The sequence below is a fragment of the Micrococcus sp. 63XJN7_8_ISO-PGPR-S23-253 genome (genome assembly GCF_056173425.1).
In genome coordinates this window covers 1655913-1676462 of sequence record NZ_CM149673.1, presented here as the reverse complement: position 1 = coordinate 1676462, position 20550 = coordinate 1655913, and the positions used below count along the sequence as shown (strand labels likewise).

At 74.2% G+C, this 20550-nt stretch carries 17 protein-coding genes; 15 read left to right on the top strand and 2 right to left on the bottom strand.

Annotated elements, in window-relative coordinates:
* Positions 1-7: 7 nt before the first annotated feature.
* From pdhA to AC0VX4_RS07700, 3 genes are read left to right on the top strand one after another with little or no spacing between them, the layout of a single operon-like run.
* Entirely contained in the window at positions 8-1162 is a 1155-nt protein-coding gene (pdhA, locus tag AC0VX4_RS07710; protein WP_227448638.1) for a pyruvate dehydrogenase (acetyl-transferring) E1 component subunit alpha, read from the top strand.
* An 8-nt stretch (positions 1163-1170) separates the two neighbouring features.
* A complete protein-coding gene (locus AC0VX4_RS07705) occupies positions 1171-2226 on the top strand; it encodes an alpha-ketoacid dehydrogenase subunit beta (RefSeq protein ID WP_044659478.1) in 1056 nt (351 codons plus the stop codon).
* Positions 2223-3650, top strand: a complete 1428-nt coding sequence (locus AC0VX4_RS07700) for a dihydrolipoamide acetyltransferase family protein (RefSeq protein ID WP_216879741.1) — start codon at positions 2223-2225, stop codon at positions 3648-3650. The genes AC0VX4_RS07705 and AC0VX4_RS07700 overlap by 4 nt, the downstream gene beginning before the upstream one ends.
* Positions 3651-3743: 93 nt before the next feature.
* Here the strand turns inward: AC0VX4_RS07700 and AC0VX4_RS07695 are convergent, their stop codons facing one another.
* Positions 3744-4217, bottom strand: a complete 474-nt coding sequence (locus AC0VX4_RS07695; protein WP_475464176.1) for a GNAT family N-acetyltransferase — start codon at positions 4215-4217, stop codon at positions 3744-3746.
* 103 nt (positions 4218-4320) lie between these two features.
* The gene (locus tag AC0VX4_RS07690) at positions 4321-4968 is read right to left on the bottom strand and encodes a TetR/AcrR family transcriptional regulator (RefSeq protein WP_049159290.1); all 648 of its coding nucleotides are present in this window, start codon (positions 4966-4968) and stop codon (positions 4321-4323) included.
* A gap of 113 nt (positions 4969-5081) precedes the next feature.
* Between AC0VX4_RS07690 and AC0VX4_RS07685 the strand changes: the two genes are divergently transcribed.
* From AC0VX4_RS07685 to AC0VX4_RS07630, 12 genes are all read left to right on the top strand, one after another.
* On the top strand, positions 5082-6698 hold the full coding sequence (locus AC0VX4_RS07685; RefSeq protein WP_475464175.1) for a carboxyl transferase domain-containing protein: 1617 nt from the start codon (positions 5082-5084) through the stop codon (positions 6696-6698).
* A 7-nt stretch (positions 6699-6705) separates the two neighbouring features.
* Positions 6706-8844, top strand: a complete 2139-nt coding sequence (locus AC0VX4_RS07680) for an acetyl/propionyl/methylcrotonyl-CoA carboxylase subunit alpha (protein WP_049159287.1) — start codon at positions 6706-6708, stop codon at positions 8842-8844.
* Between the two features lie 15 nt (positions 8845-8859).
* On the top strand, positions 8860-10047 hold the full coding sequence (locus tag AC0VX4_RS07675) for an acyl-CoA dehydrogenase family protein (RefSeq protein WP_049159283.1): 1188 nt from the start codon (positions 8860-8862) through the stop codon (positions 10045-10047).
* A gap of 1 nt (position 10048) precedes the next feature.
* Positions 10049-10579 (top strand): MaoC family dehydratase, encoded by a 531-nt coding sequence (locus AC0VX4_RS07670; RefSeq protein ID WP_049159280.1) that lies wholly within the window; start codon positions 10049-10051, stop codon positions 10577-10579.
* Positions 10576-11454, top strand: a complete 879-nt coding sequence (locus AC0VX4_RS07665) for an HpcH/HpaI aldolase/citrate lyase family protein (RefSeq protein WP_049159276.1) — start codon at positions 10576-10578, stop codon at positions 11452-11454. Before AC0VX4_RS07670 ends, AC0VX4_RS07665 begins: the two co-directional genes overlap by 4 nt.
* A 201-nt stretch (positions 11455-11655) precedes the next feature.
* Complete coding sequence (locus AC0VX4_RS07660) at positions 11656-12030, top strand: DUF485 domain-containing protein (protein WP_049158151.1); 375 nt, start codon at positions 11656-11658, stop codon at positions 12028-12030.
* Positions 12027-13649, top strand: a complete 1623-nt coding sequence (locus tag AC0VX4_RS07655; RefSeq protein WP_049158150.1) for a solute symporter family protein — start codon at positions 12027-12029, stop codon at positions 13647-13649. Before AC0VX4_RS07660 ends, AC0VX4_RS07655 begins: the two co-directional genes overlap by 4 nt.
* 109 nt (positions 13650-13758) lie before the next feature.
* Positions 13759-15018, top strand: coding sequence for a 1-deoxy-D-xylulose-5-phosphate reductoisomerase (dxr, locus tag AC0VX4_RS07650; protein ID WP_002855012.1), 1260 nt, complete (start codon positions 13759-13761; stop codon positions 15016-15018).
* Positions 15015-16382 (top strand): M50 family metallopeptidase, encoded by a 1368-nt coding sequence (locus AC0VX4_RS07645; RefSeq protein WP_206396201.1) that lies wholly within the window; start codon positions 15015-15017, stop codon positions 16380-16382. Before dxr ends, AC0VX4_RS07645 begins: the two co-directional genes overlap by 4 nt.
* Positions 16383-16520: 138 nt before the next feature.
* A complete protein-coding gene (gene ispG / locus AC0VX4_RS07640; protein WP_036338390.1) occupies positions 16521-17672 on the top strand; it encodes a flavodoxin-dependent (E)-4-hydroxy-3-methylbut-2-enyl-diphosphate synthase in 1152 nt (383 codons plus the stop codon).
* Entirely contained in the window at positions 17647-18579 is a 933-nt protein-coding gene (locus AC0VX4_RS07635) for a GNAT family N-acetyltransferase (RefSeq protein WP_049158152.1), read from the top strand. Before ispG ends, AC0VX4_RS07635 begins: the two co-directional genes overlap by 26 nt.
* A 120-nt stretch (positions 18580-18699) precedes the next feature.
* Positions 18700-20526 (top strand): proline--tRNA ligase, encoded by a 1827-nt coding sequence (locus tag AC0VX4_RS07630; protein ID WP_475464174.1) that lies wholly within the window; start codon positions 18700-18702, stop codon positions 20524-20526.
* Positions 20527-20550 lie beyond the last annotated feature (24 nt).

The following is a 20550-nucleotide window of genomic DNA, read 5'->3' as shown; positions in this document are numbered from 1 at the left end:
CAGTGCAGTGACCCTCGTGGACCACACCCGTCCCACCGGCGGACAGTCTGCCGGCTCCCCGCCCCCGGCGGGCCCGGCCGAAGCCGTGGCGCTCCAGGTGCTCGACGCGGAGGGCCGCCGCTGTCCGCAGCCGGAGCTCGACCCGTGGATCGAGGACGTCGACGCCGACGCCCTCGCCGCGCTGTACCGCCAGATGGCCGTCGTCCGGCGCCTCGACGTCGAGGCCACGCACCTGCAGCGTCAGGGCGAGCTGGCCCTGTGGCCCCCGCTGCTGGGCCAGGAGGCCGCCCAGGTGGGCTCCGCCGTCGCGCTGCGCCCGGACGACTTCGTCTTCCCGTCCTACCGCGAGAACGGCGTGGCCCTGCTCCGCGGCGTCCCCGCGCTGGACCTGCTGCGGGTGTGGCGCGGCTCCACGTTCTCGAGCTGGGACCCGAACGAGACGCGGGTGGCCACCCAGCAGATCATCATTGGCGCGCAGGCCCTGCACGCCGTCGGCTACGCGATGGGCGTCCAGCGGGACCAGGCGGACGTCGCCACGATCGTCTACTTCGGCGACGGCGCCACGAGCCAGGGCGACGTCAACGAGGCCATGATCTTCAGCGCCTCCTACCAGGCGCCCGTGGTGTTCTTCTGCCAGAACAACCACTGGGCCATCTCCGAGCCCGTGCGCCTGCAGACCCGCCGCAGCATCGCGGACCGCCCGTGGGGCTTCGGCATCCCGTCGATGCGCGTGGACGGCAACGACGTCCTGGCCGTGCTCGCCGCGACCCGCGCCGCCGTCGAGCGCGCGGCCGACGGGGGAGGGCCCACCTTCATCGAGGCCGTCACCTACCGCATGGGTCCGCACACCACCGCGGACGACCCCACCCGCTACCGGGACGACGCCGAGCTCGAGGCCTGGAAGGCCCGTGACCCGCTGACCCGCGTGGAGGCGCACCTGCGCACCCTCGACGTGGACGTGGACGCCGTGCTCGCACAGGCCCAGGCCGAGGCCGACGAGCTGGCGGCCGAGGTCCGCCGCGCCCTCGAGGCGCTCGAGGAGGACGGCGCGGACAAGCTCTTCGACGAGATCTACGCGGAGCCCCACCAGGAGCTCGAGCGGCAGCGCCGCGAGCACGCCCTCTACCTGCAGCAGTTCGACGACGAGGAGGCGGGCGCGTGAGCGAGCGCATGACCTTCGGCCGTGCGATCAACCGCGGCCTGCACCGTGCCCTGGCCGACGACCCCAAGGTCCTGCTCATGGGCGAGGACATCGGCGCCCTCGGCGGCGTGTTCCGCATCACCGACGGCCTGCAGGCCGAGTTCGGCGAGGACCGGGTGCTCGACACCCCGCTGGCCGAGTCCGGCATCGTGGGCACGGCCATCGGCCTGGCGATGCGCGGCTACCGGCCCGTCGTCGAGATCCAGTTCGATGGCTTCGTGTACCCGGCGTTCGACCAGATCGTGGCGAACCTGGCCAAGCTGCGCGCCCGCACCCGCGGCGCCGTGCCGATGCCGGTGACCATCCGTATCCCCTTTGGGGGCGGCATCGGCTCCCCGGAGCACCACTCCGAGTCGCCCGAGGCCTACTTCCTGCACACCGCGGGCCTGCGCGTGGTCTCCCCGTCCTCCCCGCAGGAGGGGTACGACCTCATCCGCGCCGCGATCGCCTCGGAGGACCCGGTGGTCTACCTCGAGCCCAAGCGTCGCTACCACGACAAGGGCGACGTGGACCTGGACGTCGCGATCCCGCCGATGAGCCCCGCCCGCATCCTGCGCGAGGGCCGTGACGCCACGCTCGTGGCCTATGGTCCGCTCGTGAAGACCGCCCTGCAGGCGGCCGAGGTGGCGGCCGAGGAGGGCGTCGAGGTCGAGGTGGTCGACCTGCGCAGCCTGTCCCCGCTGGACACCGGCCTGGTCGAGTCCTCGGTGCGGCGCACCGGCCGGCTCGTCGTGGCGCACGAGGCGTCCCGCACCGGCGGCCTCGGCGCCGAGCTCGTGGCCACGGTGGCCGAGCGCGCGTTCCACTGGCTCGAGGCCCCGCCGGTGCGCGTCACCGGCATGGACGTGCCCTACCCGCCGTCCAAGCTCGAGCACCTGCACCTGCCGGACCTCGACCGCATCCTCGATGGCCTGGACCGTGCTCTGGGCCGGCCGAATTCGCTGGACTCCGTGGACGCGTTCGCCGCCCCCGAGACCGCCGAGCAGTTCCTCGCCGCCCAGAACGCCGGGGAGGAGACCCGATGAGCCAGAAGACCTTCCGCCTGCCCGACCTCGGCGAGGGCCTGACCGAGTCCGAGATCGTGACGTGGCGCGTGGCCGAGGGCGACGCGGTGACCGTGAACCAGGTGCTCGCCGACGTCGAGACGGCCAAGGCCGTGGTCGAGGTCTCGAGCCCGTTCGCGGGCGTCGTCGCGGCCCTGCACGGCGCCGAGGGCGAGACCCTCGAGGTCGGCGCGCCCCTGGTGACCTTCACCCTCGAGGGCGCCGAGCCCGACGTCGGCGGGCCCGCCGAGGGTAACGGCCGCGTGCCCACCCTCGTGGGCTACGGCGCCGCGCCGGACACCGGCAAGCCCGGCCGCCGTGCTCGGCGCGGCTCCGCGGCCCCGGCGACGTCGGCCGCCCCGGCGGGTGAGCCCGCCCGCGGACAGGCGCCGTCCACGTCGGAGGCGGCCCCGGCCGGCGCCGGGCGCCCGCAGCCCGAGGCCGCCGAGCCGGAGCGCGCGGACGCGGCCCCCGAGGCGGCGCCGGGCGAGCGACCCCGGTGCACTCCGCCCGTGCGCCTGTACGCGCGCCGCGCGGGCGTGGATCTGGAGCAGGTCACCGGCACCGGTGCGGGCGGGGTCATCACCCGCGCGGACGTCGAGGCGTTCCTGGCCGGGGGCGGGCAGCCCGCGGCCGCGGCGACGCCGCCCCAGTCCGGCGCAGAGCCGGCTGCGACCGGGGGCGTCCGCACCCTGGGCGGCCGCCCGCGCACGGAGGCCGTGCCGGTCAAGGGCGTGCGCAAGGCGACCGCGGCGGCCATGGTGCAGTCCGCGTTCACCGCCCCGCACGTGACCGAGTTCCTGCAGGTGGACGTCACCGAGACCATGGAGCTGCTCGCCGAGCTCAAGGCCTCCCGCGAGTTCCGGGACGTCAAGCTCACGCCCATGACGCTCGCCGCCAAGGCGTGCCTCGTGGCGATGGAGCGCACCCCGGACGTCAACGCCCGGTGGGACGAGGCCGCCGGCACGATCGTGCGGCAGAACTTCGTCAACCTCGGCTTCGCCGCCGCCACCCCCCGCGGCCTGATGGTGCCGAACGTCAAGGACGCCCAGGCGATGAGCCTGAGGGAACTGGCCGACGCCATCCGCGATCTCACGGGCCTGGCCCGCGACGGGCGGCTGTCCCCGGCGGACCTGGCCGGCGGCACCTTCACGCTCACGAACGTCGGGGTGTTCGGCGTGGACGCGGGCACCCCGATCATCAACCCGGGCGAGGGGGCGATCATCGCGATCGGCCAGGTCCGGAGGATGCCGTGGGAGCACCGCGGCGAAATCGCCCTGCGGGACGTCATGACGCTGTCCCTCTCGTTCGACCACCGCTTCGTGGACGGCGAGCAGGGCTCGCGCTTCCTCGCGGACGTCGGCGCGATCCTGCGCCGCCCGGGCCTGACCCTGACCATGGTCTGACGGTCCCGGACGCGCCGCGGCCCCGCCACCCGGGCACCGGGAGGCGGGGCCGTCGTCGTGGGAGGCCGGCGCGGCGGGGGCTGCGAAGCGCGCTCAGTCGGCGGCGGGCAGCTCCATCACGAGCTCGGTGATGACCTCGGCACGGGCGTTGGAGAAGACCTTCTCCTCGCCGACGGTCTCGAAGCCGCGACGGGAGAGCACTTTCACGGAGCCCACGTTGTCCTCGGGGACGTGCGCCCGCAGCGGGCGGGCGGGGTGCTCCTCGAGGAACCGGTCCACGGCCGCGGTCGTCAGGCCCAGGCCCCAGTAGTCCTGTGCGGTCCAGAAGGACAGCTCGCCCACGCCGTCCTGCTGGGTGCACACGAGGGCGCCCACGGCGCGGCCCTCGTGCTCGATGGTCCGCACGATGGTGTCCTCGTCCCCGAGCAGGTGGGCCCAGTGGTAGTCGAAGACGCCGCGGTCCCGGGGGTTGCGGGGGGCGAAGGCGGACATCAGGTTGGCCTGCTCGTCCTGCTGGTGGAGGAAGAACTCGTCCAGATCCTCGGGTCGGACGTCACGAAGAAGCACGGCGGTGGACCTCTCGGGGCGGGGTTCGACGGCGTCCGCCGTCACGGTACCGGCCACCGTATCACCGGGCACGACGCCGGCCCGCCGGGCCGGTGCCGCCCGCTCAGTCCTCGCCGGGCAGCGGTCCGGGGGCCGTGGCCGCGGCCCAGGCCATGGCCGCGAGGGTCGCGCGGCGGGCCGCGCGATCGGCCGCGGTGCGCCGCACGGAGCGGGGGGTGGAGTTGAGCAGGCCCAGCACGGCCTGGGCGCGGAACACGGCGGTGGCCCGGTCCTCGTGGGGGTGGACGACCTGCAGCTGGCGCGCCCACACGTCGATGTAGGCGCGCTGGGTGCGCGTGATGGCCGTGCGCGCCCCGTCGGGCAGGGCGGACATGTCGCGGTCCTGCACGCGGATCACGTCGCGCTGGGCGAGGGCGAAGTCCGCCTGGAAACCGATGAGGGCCCGCAGGGTCTCCGGCCCCGGCGCGTGCTGCGCCTCGGCGGCCAGCCCGCCGTCGAGCAGGTCCTGTGAGGCCGTGTCGAGGATGGCCGTGAGCACGGCCGCCTTGCCGGCGAAGTGGCGGTAGATGGCGGGTCCGCTGATCCCGACGGCGGCGCCGATGTCCTCGAGGCGGACCGCGTCGAAGCCCCGGGCCGCGAACAGTCGCGCCGCGGCCGCGAGCAGGTCCACCCGACGTCGGGCCTTGGCGGCCTCCCGGGCGGTCGGCGGGGTCGCCGGGGCGGCGGGGGACGCGGGATCGGCGGCGGGCATGGGATCCACTGTAGGACGGGACGAGGCGCGCCGGGCACGCGGTCGACGTCGGTGACGATCGTCACTACACTGAGGCCCAGTTCAGTTAGTCGTCATTCACTGAAGGGGGTCTCATGACCGCCAGCACCCCGGCCCCGGCCGCGCAGGCCGCGCCCACCGTGGCCGAGCGCAACGCGGCCGGCCATGCCCGGCTCGAGCAGGAGCTCGCCGACCTCGTCGCCCGCACGTCGCTCGGCGGGCCCGAGCGCTCGCGTGAGCGCCACACCGGCCGCGGCAAGCTGCTGGTGCGGGACCGCATCGACGCGCTGCTCGACGAGGGCTCGCCCTTCCTCGAGGTCGGCGCGCTGGCCGCGCACGGCCTGTACGACGGGGACAGCCCCGCCGCCGGCGTCGTGGCGGGCATCGGCCTGGTCCACGGCCGCCTCGTGATGGTCGTCGGCAACGACGCCACCGTGAAGGGCGGCACCTACTACCCCATGACGGTGAAGAAGCACCTGCGGGCCCAGGAGATCGCCCTGGAGAACCGCCTGCCGTGCATCTACCTCGTGGACTCCGGCGGCGCGTTCCTGCCCCGCCAGGACGAGGTCTTCCCGGACCGCGAGCACTTCGGCCGCATCTTCCGGAACCAGGCGCTGCTCTCCTCGCAGCGCATCCCGCAGCTGGCCGCGGTGTGCGGCTCCTCCACGGCGGGCGGCGCGTACGTGCCGGCCATGTCGGACGAGACCGTGATCGTGCGCGAGCAGGGCACCATCTTCCTCGGCGGCCCCCCGCTCGTGAAGGCCGCGATCGGGGAGGACGTCTCGCCCGAGGACCTCGGCGGCGGCCGGCTGCACGCCGAGCGCTCCGGCGTCGCGGACCACCTGGCGGACGACGACCTGCACGCCATGCAGATCCTCCGGGACATCGTGGCCACCCTGCCTCCGGCCGAGGCGCCGGCCTGGGAGGTCGTCCCCGCCGCGGAGCCCGCCAAGTACCCGGCCGAACTGACCAGCGTCGTGCCCGTGGATGTGAACACCCCCTACGACGTGCACGAGGTGATCGACCGCCTCGTGGACGGCGGCTCCGTCCACGAGTTCAAGCCCCTCTACGGCACCACCCTGGTCACCGCGTTCGCGCGGATCGACGGCCACCCCGTGGGCGTCCTCGCCAACAACGGCATCCTGTTCGGAGACTCCGCCCGCAAGGGCGCGCACTTCATCGAACTGTGCGACCAGCGCGGCATCCCGCTGCTGTTCCTGCAGAACATCTCCGGCTTCATGGTGGGCCGGGACGCGGAGGCCGGCGGCATCGCGCGCGACGGCGCCAAGATGGTCACCGCCGTCGCCACCGCCCGCGTGCCCAAGCTGACCGTGGTGATCGGCGGCTCGTTCGGCGCCGGCAACTACGCGATGTGCGGCCGCGCCTACTCACCCCGCTTCCTGTGGATGTGGCCGAATGCGCGCATCTCCGTGATGGGCGGTCCGCAGGCCTCCTCCGTGCTCACGCAGATCAAGCAGGACCAGCGGGCCGCCGCGGGGGAGGAGCCGATGTCCCCCGAGGAGGTCGAGGCCTTCCAGGCGCCGGTCCGCCGGCAGTACGAGGACCAGGGCAGCCCCCTGTACTCCACCGCCCGCCTCTGGGACGACGGTGTGATCACCCCCGGCCAGACCCGCCGGGTGCTCTCCCTGGCCCTCGACGTCATCTCCCGTTCCCCGCTGCCGGACTCCCGGTTCGGCCTGTTCCGCATGTGAGGCACCCGTGATCGAGAACCACGCCCAGGGGACGCCCCTGTTCGACACCGTGCTGGTGGCCAACCGCGGCGAGATCGCCGTGCGCGTCATCCGCACCCTGCGCCGCCTCGGCATCCGCTCGGTGGCCGTGTACTCCGACGCCGACGCCGACGCGCGGCACGTCCGCGAGGCGGACACGGCAGTCCGCCTCGGCCCGGCCCCGGCCCGCGAGTCGTACCTGGACATCGACGCCGTCGTCGACGCTGCGCGCCGCACCGGCGCGCAGGCCGTGCACCCCGGCTACGGCTTCCTGTCCGAGAACGCCGACTTCGCCCGCGCACTGGACGCGGCAGGCATCGTGTTCGTGGGCCCTCCCGTGGGCTCGCTCGACGCGATGGCGGACAAGATCCGCGCGAAGGAGACCGTGGCCGCGTACGACGTGCCGGTGGTCCCCGGCATCCAGGACCCCACGCTCACCGACGAGCAGATCACCGCCGAGGCCGAGCGCGTCGGCTTCCCGCTGCTGATCAAGCCCTCCGCGGGCGGCGGCGGCAAGGGCATGGTGGCCGTGCGCGCCGCCGAGGAGCTGCCCGGCGCCCTCGCCTCCGCCCGGCGCACCGCGCGCTCGGCGTTCGGCGACGACACGCTGCTGCTCGAGCGGCTCATCACCGCGCCCCGGCACATCGAGGTGCAGGTGTTCGCGGACGCCCACGGCGCCACCGTGCACCTGGGTGAGCGCGAGTGCTCCCTGCAGCGCCGCCACCAGAAGGTGATCGAGGAGGCCCCCGCGCCCCTGCTGACCGGGCTGGCGCACGGGGCCGAGCTCCGCGAGCGCCTGGGCCGGGCCGCCGTGGACGCGGCCGTGTCCGTGGGCTACCGCGGTGCCGGCACTGTCGAGTTCCTCGTCTCGGACGAGAACCCGGACGAGTTCTTCTTCATGGAGATGAACACCCGCCTGCAGGTGGAGCACCCGGTCTCCGAGGAGGTCGTCCGGGTGCGCGGACAGCGCCTGGACTTCGTGGAGCTGCAGCTGCGCATCGCCGCGGGGGAGCCGCTCGGCTTCGCCCAGGAGGACGTGAGCCTCGACGGCGCCGCCGTCGAGGCCCGCGTCTACGCGGAGGACCCCGCGAACGGCTTCCTGCCCTCCACCGGGCCGGTGCTGCGCTGGCGCGAGCCCGCCGGCGAGGGCGTCCGCGTCGACACGCTCCTGCTGCCCTCGCAGGGCGAGGAGCGTGCGTTCGGCTCTGTCCTGACGATCCGCGACGACGACGGTGCGCTGTGGGAGGGGCTCGCGGCCCCGGACGGTGGGCAGCCCGAGATCACCGGCTTCTACGACCCGATGATCGCCAAGCTCATCGCCCGCGGCGCCGACCGCGCCGAGGCCCTGGACCGGCTCGACGCCGCGCTCGCGGACACCGTGCTGTTCGGCGTCCGCTCCAACCTGGGCTGGCTGCGCGAGCTCGCCGCTCGTGAGGACGTGCGGGCCGGCCGACTCACCACCGAGCTGATCGACGGCCTCGAGGCGTGGACCGCCCCCGCGCTGCCCGAGGATCTCGCCGCCCTCGCGGCCGAGGCCCTGGCCGACGTGTCCGAGGACGCGGCCGCTGCCGAACGCCGCGCGGCCGGCACCGCGTGGGCCCGGGCGGACGGCTGGCGCGGCGCAGGCGCCCCGCAGCCCGGGATGCGCGTCCGGGTCGGGGACGAGGACCGGATCCTCACCGCCCCCGCCGCCGACGCCGAGGTGGACGAGGACGCCGGAGCCCTGGCGGGCGTCAACCTCCTGGCCGGTGACCCGCGGGACCCGCGCTCGGCGTGGCTGCACCGCGACGGCGCCGCGTGGCAGGTCCGCCGCCTCACCCGGGCCGAGGTGGTCGAGGCCGCCCGCGCGGCCGCGGCCGCGCGCCGTGCCCCGGCCGGCGCAGCGTCCCCCGAGGCCCGCACACCCATGCCGGGCACCGTCGTCGCCGTGTCCGTGGCCACCGGGGACACCGTGGCCGCGGGCCAGGAGCTGGCGGTGGTCGAGGCCATGAAGATGGAGCACCCCGTCACGGCCGCCGTCGCCGGCGTCGTGACCGTCCACGTCGCCGAGGGCGACTCCGTGGCCGCGCAGGCGTTGATCGCCGTCGTCGAGCCCGCCGAGCACGCAGCACCCGAAGAGAACGCCTGAGAACAGGAGAGGACCATGAGCACCAAGCACCGCACCCTGCCCGCCCTCGAGGAGGACTACCAGGTCCTCTCCGACACCGTCCGCGAGTTCGCCGACGAGGTCGTGGCCCCGGTCTCCGCCGAGCTGGACGCCCAGCACGAGTTCCCGTACGAGATCGTGGCCCAGATGGGCGAGATGGGCCTGTTCGGCCTGCCGTTCCCCGAGGAGTACGGGGGCATGGGCGGCGACTACTTCGCCCTGGCCCTGGCCCTCGAGCAGCTCGGCCGTGTCAACCAGTCCGTGGCCATCACCCTCGAGGCCGGCGTCTCCCTGGGCGCCATGCCGCTGCTGAAGTTCGGCACCGAGGAGCAGAAGCAGCGCTGGCTGCCGGACCTCGTGGCCGGCACGCACCTGGCCGGCTTCGGCCTCACCGAGCCGGGCGCGGGCTCCGACGCCGGCGGCACCCAGACCACCGCCGCGCTCGAGGACGGCCAGTGGCGCATCAACGGCGCCAAGGAGTTCATCACCAACTCCGGCACGGACATCACCTCGCTCGTCACCGTCACCGCCGTGACCGGCACGGTGGAGGGCAGGACCGGCCACGACGGCCGCCCCGCCAAGGAGATCTCCACGATCCTCGTGCCCGCCGGCACCGAGGGCTTCTCCGTGGCCAAGGCCTACGACAAGGTCGGCTGGAACTCCTCGGACACCCACGCCCTGCACTTCACGGACGCGCGCGTGCCGGAGGAGAACCTGCTGGGCGCGCGCGGCCGCGGCTTCGCCAACTTCCTCGAGATCCTGGACGAGGGCCGCATCGCCATCGCGGCCCTGGCCACCGGCGCGGCCCAGGGCTGCGTGGACGAGTCGGTCGCCTACGCCAAGCAGCGGACCTCGTTCGGCCAGAAGATCGGGCAGTTCCAGGCCGTGTCCTTCAAGATCGCCCGCATGCAGGCCCGCGCGCACGCCGCCCGCCTGGCCTACTACGAGGCCGCCCAGAAGATGCTGGCCGGCAAGCCGTTCAAGACCGAGGCCGCCATGGCCAAGCTGATCGCCGGCGAGGCCGCCATGGACAACGCCCGGGACGCCACCCAGGTGTTCGGCGGCTACGGCTTCATGAACGAGACCCTCGTGGCTCGTCACTACCGCGACTCCAAGATCCTCGAGGTCGGCGAGGGCACCACCGAGGTGCAGCTCATGCTGATCGCCCGCGAGCTGGGCCTCTGACGTGACGGAGCGCGTCGAGATCGAGCAGCGGGGCCGCTACGCGGACGAGCTGGCGGTCGGTCAGGTCTACCTGCACCGGCCCGGCCGCACGCTCACCGAGGCGGACAACGTCCTGTTCACCACCCTCACCATGAACCCGCAGGCCCTGCACCTGGACCACGCGTACGCGGCGGCCCAGCCGTTCGGCCGACCGCTGGTCAACTCGATGCTGACGCTGTCCACCCTGGTGGGCCTCGCCGTCGGTCAGACCACGCAGGGCACGCTCGTGGCCCAGCTCGGCCTGGGGGAGATCGCGTTCCCGAAGCCGGTCTTCCACGGGGACACGCTCTACGGGCGCTCCGAGGTCACCGCGATCCGCGAGTCCTCCTCGCGGCCGGGGCAGCGGATCGTCACGTTCGCGATGACGGGGGAGAACCAGCACGGCGACGTCGTCGTCCGCGCCCAGCGCACGTGCCTGATGTGGACCGCGCCGGCGCACGCGGAGGCCAAGGCGAAGGCCGCCGACGCCGCAGGGACGGGGGAGCCGGCATGAGTGCGCTGACCCTCGGACCGGCCGTCATGTTCACCCCGGCGGACCGCCCCGAGCGGTACGCCACGGCGCTCGAACGCGCGGACGCGGTGATCCTCGACCTCGAGGACGCCGTCACCCCGGAGGCCCGGCCCGCCGCGCGGGACGCCGTTGCGGCGGCCTGGGCAGGGCGGGCGACGGGCGGGGTCGACGGCGGCCCGCTGGACGAGGACCGCGTGGTGGTGCGCGTGAACCCCGCGGGCACCGCGGACCACGACGCCGACCTGGCCATGCTCGCCGGGACGGGCTGGCGCACGCTCATGCTCGCCAAGGCCGAGTCCGCCGCGCAGGTGGACGGGGTCGTCGCCGCCCTCGGACCGCAGACCCGCGTCGTCGCCCTGTGCGAGACCGCGGCCGGGATCCTCGCCGCCGCCGAACTGGCCGCCCACCCGCACGTGGGTGCGCTCATGTGGGGCGCCGAGGACCTCGTGGCGTCGATGGGCGGCAGCTCCTCCCGCACCCCCGAGGGCGCCTACCGCTCCGTGGTCCAGCACGCCCGCGCGACGGTGCTGCTGGCGGCGGCCGCCCACGGCGCGGCCGCATGGGACGCCGTCCACCTGGACCTCGGCGACGAGGCCGGGCTGGCCGCCGAGGCCGAGGACGCCGTCGCCCTGGGCTGCACCGCGACCGTGTGCCTGCACCCGCGCCAGGTGCCCATCGTGCGTTCCGCCTATACGCCCGCGCCGGAGGCCCTCGAGCGCGCCCGGCGCGTCCTCGCCGCGGCCGAGGGCCGGTACGGGGCCTTCGCGCTGGACGGGGCGATGGTCGACGAGGTGGTCCTCGCCCAGGCCCGCGCGGTCCTGCGCCGCGCGGACGCGGCCCGGCCGGCGAGCGCCTGACCGGCTCCTCGGCAGCTCCGCGCCCCGGCGGCCCCGTGCCGTCGGGGCGCGACCGTGTCCGCACGGCTGCGCACCGGGGCTGTCACATCGGCACACGGCCCAGGGGCGCGCTTGACGGCGCACCCCTCCGCCCGTCACAGTGTGGTTGTCATCACAGTGATCTGTCTCACACTGATCCGTCCCACGCACCCCGGAGGGCCCATGTCATCCAGCGAGCCCACGGCGCCGGTCCCCACGGCCGCGCAGTTCCGCGCCGCGCAGCAGTCCGAGGAGTTCATCGAGCTCCGGCGCACCCACCGATCCTTCGCCTTCCCCATGACCGTGGCGTTCTTCGTCTGGTACCTGGTGTTCGTGATCGCCGGCGCGTTCTTCCCCGAGTTCATGGCGATCCGCCTCGGCGGCAACATCACCCTCGGCCTGATCCTCGGTCTGCTCCAGTTCGTCACCACGTTCCTGATCACCTTCGCCTACGTCCGCTACTCGAACCGGACCCTGGACCCCCGCGCCACTGCGCTGCGCGAGCGCCTCGAGCGCGAGTCCGCCGGCGCCCACGAGAACCCGGAGGCCACGCGATGAGCGCTTCGACCCCCCTGCTCCAGGCCGCCGCGCAGACGGTCGGCAACCCCGCCGTGAACATCGGCATCTTCGCGGCGTTCGTCGTGGTCACCCTCGTGATCGTGATCCGCGCGTCCAAGACGAACGCGTCGTCGGCGGACTACTACGCCGGTGGCCGCGGCTTCTCCGGCACCCAGAACGGCACGGCCATCGCGGGTGACTACCTCTCTGCGGCCTCGTTCCTCGGCATCGTGGGCGCGATCGCCCTCTACGGCTACGACGGCTTCCTCTACTCGATCGGCTTCCTCGTCGCCTGGCTCGTCGCCCTGCTGCTCGTGGCCGAGCTGCTGCGCAACACGGGCCGGTTCACCATGGCGGACGTGCTGTCCTTCCGCCTGCAGCAGCGTCCCGTGCGCATCGCGGCCGCCATCGCCACGATGGCCGTCTGCCTCTTCTACCTCCTGGCTCAGATGGCCGGCGCGGGCGCCCTCGTGGCCCTGCTGCTGAACATCACGGACCAGGCGGGGCAGGCCCTGGTGATCATCGTCGTCGGCGTGCTCATGATCGTCTACGTGCTGATCGGCGGCATGAAGGGCACCACCTACGTGCAGATCATCAAGGCGATCCTGCTGATCGCCGGCGCGGGGATCATGACCGTGTGGTCGCTGGCCCTGTTCGGCTTCGACTTCAACGCCTTGCTGGGGGCCGCCGTCGAGTTGAACCCGAAGGGCGAGGCGATCCTCGAGCCGGGCCTGCAGTACGGCGCCAGCGCGCTGACCCGCCTCGACTTCGTGTCCCTGGGCATCGCGCTCGTGCTCGGCACGGCTGGCCTGCCGCACGTGCTCATGCGGTTCTACACGGTGCCCACCGCCAAGGAGGCGCGCAAGTCCGTGGTGTGGGCCATCGTCCTCATCGGCGCGTTCTACCTGTTCACCCTCGTGCTGGGCTACGGCGCCGGCGCACTGATCGGTCCCGAGCGCATCCTGGCCGCGCCCGGCGGGCAGAACTCCGCGGCCCCGCTGCTGGCGTTCGAGCTCGGCGGCTCCATCCTGCTGGGCCTGATCTCGGCGGTCGCGTTCGCCACCATCCTCGCGGTGGTCGCGGGCCTGGCCATCACGGCGGCGGCGTCCTTCGCCCACGACGTGTACGGCTCCGTGATCGCCAAGCACCCGCTCACCCCGCAGGAGGAGGTGCGGATCGGCAAGATCACCGTGGTGGTGATCGGCGTCCTGGCGATCGTCGGCGGCATCGCCGCCCAGGGTCAGAACGTGGCGTTCCTCGTGGCGCTCGCCTTCGCGGTGGCGGCCTCGGCGAACCTGCCGACCATCCTCTACTCCCTGTTCTGGCGGCGCTTCACCACCCGCGGCGCGGTGTGGTCGATGTACGGCGGACTGCTCTCCGCGATCATCCTGATCGTCCTGTCCCCGGTGATGTCCGGGACGCCGACCTCGATGATCCCGGGCGCGGACTTCGCGGTGTTCCCGCTGAAGAACCCGGGCATCGTCTCCATCCCGCTGGCCTTCTTCCTCGGCTGGCTCGGCTCGGTGACCTCGTCGCGCGCCGAGGACCCGGACAAGCAGGCCGAGATGGAGGTCCGCTCCCTCACGGGCATCGGCGCCGAGAAGCCGGTGCAGCACTGATCCGCGGCTGACCCGGTCCCACGGGGGTCGGCGGGGCGGGACGTCGCGGTGCGGCGTCCGTCCGGCCGGCCCCCCGTCCGTGTCCAGGCCCGGCTGGCATCATGGCGGGGTGACGCACGGATCCCTCACCGACTACACGCTGCCCGCCCCCGACCCGGCGGACGACGGCGGCGCCCCGCGCGCCGTCGCCCTGATCGGCTCCACGGGCTCGATCGGCACCCAGGGCCTCGACGTGATCGCCCAGGACCCCGCCCGGCTCCGGGCCGTCGCGCTCGCGGGCGGGGCGAACACGACCCTGCTGGCCGAGCAGGCCGTGCGCTTCGAGGTCGAGGCGGTGGGCTCCGCCGCGGCGGGGGAGGAGGAGCTGCGGGCCGCCCTCGCCGACGCCGCCGCCCGCCTCGGGCGCCCGGCCCCCCGGCCCGTGCTGTTCACCGGTCCGTGCGCCGCCGAGCAGATCGCCGCGTGGCCCGGCGCCGACACCGTGCTGAACGGGATCACGGGCTCGATCGGCCTGCGGCCCACCCTCGCCGCGCTGCACGCCGGTCACCGCCTGGCCCTGGCCAACAAGGAGTCGCTCATCGTCGGCGGGGCCCTCGTGAAGGCCGCCGCGGCACCAGGGCAGCTCGTGCCGGTGGACTCCGAGCACTCCGCGCTCGCGCAGGCGCTGCGCGGCGGCACGGCGGACGAGGTCCGCCGCCTCGTGCTCACGGCCTCGGGCGGGCCGTTCCGGGGCCTGGACCGCGCCGCCCTGCACGCCGTCACGCCCGCCCAGGCCCTCGCCCACCCCACGTGGGACATGGGCCGCGTCGTCACCACCAACTCCGCCTCCCTCGTGAACAAGGCCCTCGAGGTGATCGAGGCCCACCTGCTGTTCGACGTGCCCCTGGACCGGATCGACGTCGTGGTCCACCCGCAGTCCGTGGTGCACTCGATGGTCGAGTTCGTCGACGGGTCCACGCTCGCCCAGGCCTCCCCGCCGGACATGCGCCTGCCCATCGCCCTCGGGCTGTGCTGGCCGCGCCGGGTCCCGGGCGCGGCCCCGGCCTGCGACTGGACGCGGGCGGCCACCTGGACCTTCGAGCCCCTCGATGAGGAGGCCTTCCCCGCCGTGCGGGCCGCGAAGGAGGCGGCGGCCGCCTCGCCCACCCACATGGCCGTGTTCAACGCCGCCAACGAGGAGGCGGTGGACGCCTTCCACGCCGGCGCCCTGCCCTTCGACGGGATCGTGGACACGGTCCGCGCCGTCGTCGCCGACTACGCCCCCGAGGACGTGCTCGCCGCGGCCGGCCACGACCCCGCGGCGCTCACCGTGGACGCCGTGCTCGCCGCCGAGGCCTGGGCGCGCCGTGCGGCGCGGGCCCGCTGGTGACCGTCGTGGAGATCCTCTGGTACGTCGCAGGTGTCCTCGCGGTCGCGTTGGGCCTGGCGGTCTCGATCGCCCTGCACGAGGTCGGCCACCTCGTCCCGGCCAAGCTCTTCGGCGTGCGCGTCACGCAGTACATGATCGGCTTCGGTCCGACGCTCGTCTCGTGGCGTCGCGGTGAGACGGAGTACGGGTTCAAGGCCGTGCCGCTGGGCGGCTACGTCGCGATGATCGGGATGCTGCCCCCGCCGCGGCCCGGGCAGACGCCCCGCACGGCGTCCACGGGCTTCGTCCAGCAGCTGGGCCGCCTGGCCGACGACGCGCGGGCCCAGGCCGCCGAGGAGGTCCGCCCCGGCGACGAGCACCGCCGCTTCCTGGCCCTGCCGGTGTGGAAGCGGGTGGTGATCATGCTCGGCGGGCCGTTCATGAACCTGCTCATCGCCCTCGGCGTGACCGCCCTGCTGGTCACCACGGTGGGCACCTCGCAGCCGAGCACCACCGTCGCCGAGGTCTACCGGTGTGTGGTCACGACGCAGGAGCAGCAGGCCCGCGCCGCCTCCGGCGGGACGGAGGACTGCCGCCCGGGCGATCCCGCCGGGCCCGCCCACGAGGCGGGACTGCGCCCCGGGGACACCGTGCTCGCCTTCGACGGGCGGCCGGTCTCCGACTGGGATGCCCTCTCCGCCGCGATCCGGGACCGCGCCGGACAGCCCACCCGGATCGAGTGGGAACGCGACGGCGAGCGGATGAGCGCCACCCTGACCCCGCGCCTGACGGAACGGCCCGTGACGGACGCGCTGGGCCGGCCCGAGCGGGCCCCGGACGGGACCGTCGCGACCCACGAGGTCGGGTTCATCGGCATGGGCTCCCAGGTCCAGACCGTCCGCGGCACCCCGCTCGACGCCGGCCCGCTCGTGGCCCAGCAGGTGCGGGGCGTCGTCGACGTCGTCCTCGTGCTGCCGCAGCGGCTGTGGGACACCGCCGTCGCCGTGGTGACCCCGGCCGAGCGCGACCCGGACGGCCCGATGTCCGTGGTGGGCGTCGGGCGGATCGCCGGGGAGGCGGCGGCGCTCGAGCAGGCCACGCTGACGGACAAGGCCGCCCTGCTGCTGTCCCTGCTCGCGGGCGTGAACGTGGCGCTCATGGTGTTCAACCTCATCCCGCTGCTCCCGCTCGACGGCGGCCACGTGGCCGGCGCCCTGTGGGAGGCGGTGCGCCGCGGCTGGGCCCGGACCACGGGCCGCCCCGACCCGGGGCCGTTCGACCTGGCCCGCATGCTGCCGCTGACCTACGCGGTGGGCGGGGCGATGCTGCTCATGGGCGTCCTCCTGATCGTGGCGGACATCGTGGAGCCGGTCCGGCTGTTCTGAGCCCGGCCCGTTCGCCGTGGGCGGTCGCCCCGCGCCCCGGGGCGCCCGCGCGCCTAGGATGGACCGGAGAACCCGGCGGCCCCGCGCCGTCGACCCCGAGAACCCATGAGGAGCGCCCCCGTGCCCGTCAGCCTTGGAATGCCGTCCGCCCCGCCGCCCGTGCTGGCCCCGCGCCGCACCACCCGGCAGATCCAGGTGGGCTCGGTGGGCGTCGGCTCGCAGCACCCCGTCTCGGTGCAGTCGATGACCACCACCAAGACGCACGACATCGGCGCGACCCTGCAGCAGATCGCCGAGCTCACGGCCGCCGGCTGCGACATCGTCCGCGTGGCCTGCCCCACGGACAAGGACGCCGAGGCCCTCAAGGTCATCGCCCAGCAGTCCACCATCCCCGTGATCGCGGACATCCACTTCCAGCCGAAATACGTGTTCGCGGCGATCGAGGCCGGCTGCGGCGCCGTGCGCGTGAACCCGGGCAACATCAAGAAGTTCGACGACAAGGTCAAGGAGATCGCGCAGGCCGCCTCGGACCACGGCACCTCCATCCGCATCGGCGTCAACGCCGGCTCCCTGGATCCGCGCCTGCTGAAGAAGTACGGCAAGGCCACCCCGGAGGCCCTCGTCGAGTCCGCCGTCTGGGAGGCCTCCCTCTTCGAGGAGCACGGCTTCAAGGACTTCAAGATCTCCGTCAAGCACAACGACCCGGTGATCATGGCCCGCGCCTACGAGCTGCTCGCCGAGCAGGGTGACTGGCCGCTGCACCTCGGGGTCACCGAGGCCGGCCCGGCCTTCCAGGGCACCATCAAGTCCGCCACCGCCTTCGGCTACCTGCTCGGCCAGGGCATCGGCGACACCATCCGCGTCTCCCTCTCCGCGCCGCCCGTCGAGGAGGTCAAGGTGGGCCTGCAGATCCTGCAGTCCCTGAACCTGCGCGAGCGCAAGCTCGAGATCGTCTCCTGCCCCTCGTGCGGCCGCGCCCAGGTGGACGTGTACACGCTGGCCGAGCAGGTCACCGAGGGCCTCCAGGACCTCGAGGTCCCGCTGCGGGTGGCCGTCATGGGCTGCGTCGTCAACGGGCCGGGCGAGGCCCGCGAGGCCGACCTCGGCGTCGCCTCCGGCAACGGCAAGGGCCAGATCTTCGTCAAGGGCGAGGTCATCCGCACCGTGCCCGAGGATCAGATCGTGGAGACCCTCATCGAGGAGGCCAACCGGATCGCCGGTGAGATGGACCTGGGGGAGGACGGCGGTGACCAGGCTGCCGCCGGTGCCCCGGTGGTCTCCGTCCACTGACCGGGAGGTCCGGGCCGCCACGGGAGACCGCGTCCGCCTGCTGACCGACGCGGACACCGCCGCGCTCGCGGCCCTGTCCGCCCGCGCCCCCGTGTCCAACGTGTTCGTGGACTCCCTGCTCGAGGCGGGCCGCCTGGCCGGCCCGCGCGGGGGAGCGGCGGGCACCCTGTTCCTCGGGATCGACGACGACGCCCCGGGCGCCGGGGGGCTGCGCGCGGCCGTCTGGATCGGCTCGAACGTGGTGCCGGTCGCCGCGTCCGAGGCCCCGGACGCGGGCTGGGCGCCGGGCGACGCGGAGGCGCTCGGCGCGGCGACCGCCGCGCTGCGCCGCCGGTATGGGTCGATCTACGGCCCGGCCGGTCCCGTGCTGGCCGCCGGCGAGGCCCTCGCCGCCGCGGGCCACCGGTCCCGGTCCGTGCGCGCCGACCAGCCGCTGCTCGTGCTGGGCGCGGCCGGGGGGATCGACCCGAACCCGTACGTGGTGCAGGCGCAGCCACGCGACTTCGCGCGCGTCCTGCCGGCCAGCGCGGCGATGTTCGAGGAGGAGCTCGGCTTCTCCCCGTTCGCCGGCGGCGCGGCCCAGTACCGGGACCGCGTTGAGCGGCTGATCCACGCCGGGCGCGTCTTCATCGACCCGGGCCCGCGCGACGCGGGCGGCCCGCTGCGCTTCAAGGCAGACATCGGGCTGCTTTCCTCCCGGTGCGCCCAGATCCAGGGCGTGTGGATGGCCCCCGCCGCGCGGGGCCGAGGGCTGGCGGCGTCGGCGATGGCCGCCGTCGTGGACTACGTGCGCCTCCAGGCGCCCGTGGTCAGCCTCTATGTCAACGCGTACAACACCCCCGCGCTGCGCACGTACGAGCGCGTGGGGTTCGAGCGGCGCGGCACGTTCGCGACCGTCCTGTACTGACCCGGCGGACCCTGCGCGGGCGATAGGATCGGCGGTCAGGACGCCGGGCACCCCGTGCCGGCGTCGTCCCGTCCCGCGCGCCGCCCCCGACCGCGCGAGCCCGTCCGAGGAGGCCCCGTCATGCCCCTGCGCATGTCCACCCTGTTCCTGCGCACCCTGCGCGACGACCCGGCGGAGGCCGAGGTGGCGAGCCACAGGCTCCTCGTCCGTGCCGGGTACATCCGTCGCGCGGCCCCGGGCATCTACTCGTGGCTGCCGCTGGGCCTGAAGGTGCTGGCCCAGGTGGAGCGGATCGTGCGCGAGGAGATGGACGCGATCGGCGCCCAGGAGGTGCACTTCCCGGCGCTGCTGCCGCGGGAGCCCTACGAGGCCACGGGGCGCTGGGACGAGTACGGCGACGGGCTGTTCCGCCTGCAGGACCGCAGGGGCAACGACTACCTCCTGGCCCCCACGCACGAGGAGATGTTCACGCTCCTGGTGAAGGACCTGTACTCCTCGTACAAGGACCTGCCCGCGTACCTGTACCAGATCCAGACCAAGTACCGGGACGAGGCCCGCCCGCGCGCCGGCCTGCTCCGCGGGCGCGAGTTCATCATGAAGGACTCCTACTCCTTCACGGTGGACGACGCCGGCCTGGACGCCGCGTACGAGGCCCACCGGGCCGCCTACCTGCGGATCTTCGACCGCCTCGGCCTCGAGGTCGTGCCGGTGCGGGCCACCTCCGGTGCGATGGGCGGCTCCCGCTCCGAGGAGTTCCTGCACCCCACCGAGGTGGGCGAGGACACCTTCGTCGAGTCCGACGGCGGCTACCGGGCCAACGTCGAGGCCGTCACCACGGTGGCCCCCGCCCCGCTGGACGAGGCCGCCATGGCGGCCCTGCCCGCCGCCGAGGTCAGGGACACCCCGGTCTCCACCACCATCGCCGCGCTCGTGGACGTCGCCAACCAGGTGGCCCCGCGCGAGGGCGAGCCGTGGACCGCCGCGGACACGCTCAAGTGCGTCGTGGTCACCGCGGTGGTGGACGGCGGTGAGCGCCGCCCGTTCGTCGTGGGCGTGCCCGGCGACCGTGAGGTGGACCTCAAGCGTCTCGAGGCCTCCGTGGGCCCGGCGCTCGGCGTGGTCGGCGAGCCCACGCTCGAGGCCGCGACCGCCGCGGACCTGGCCGCGCACCCCGCCCTGGTCAAGGGCTACATCGGCCCCGCGGCCGCCGACGCGGTCGAGGGCACCCCGGTGCTCGGCGCGGAGGACTCCGTCTCGGGCCTGCCCTTCTTCGTGGACCCGCGCATCGCCCCCGGCACGGCGTGGATCACCGGCGCGAACGCGGACCAGCGCCACGTGTTCGGCCTCGTGGCCGGCCGCGACTTCACGTGGGACGGCGTGCTGGAGGCCACCGCGGTGCGTGAGGGCGACGAGGCCCCCGACGGCTCCGGCCCGCTGCACACCCGCCGCGGCATGGAGATGGGCCACATCTTCCAGCTCGGCCGCAAGTACGCCGAGGCCCTCGACCTGAAGGTCCTCGACGTCCACGGCAAGCAGGTCGTGGTGACCATGGGCTCCTACGGCATCGGCATCACGCGCGCCGTCGCCGCGATCGCCGAGCGCTACCACGACGACAAGGGCCTGGCATGGCCGCGCGCCGTGGCTCCGGCGGACGTGCACGTCGTCGTCGCCACGAAGGGCGAGGACGGCCTCGCCGCCGCCGAGACGCTCGCCGCGGGCCTCGAGGCCGAGGGCCTGACCGTGCTCGTGGACGACCGTCCGAAGGTCAGCCCGGGCGTGAAGTTCAAGGACGCCGAGCTCATCGGCGTGCCCACCGCCGTGGTGATCGGCCGCGGCCTGGCCGACGGCGAGCTCGAGCTCAAGGACCGTGCCACCGGCGAGGCCCGCCCCGTGCCCGTGGACGGGGCCGTCGCGGCCGTGCTCGCGGAGGTGCGCGACGGGCGCTGAGTGGTTCGGCGCCGTCGAGCTGAC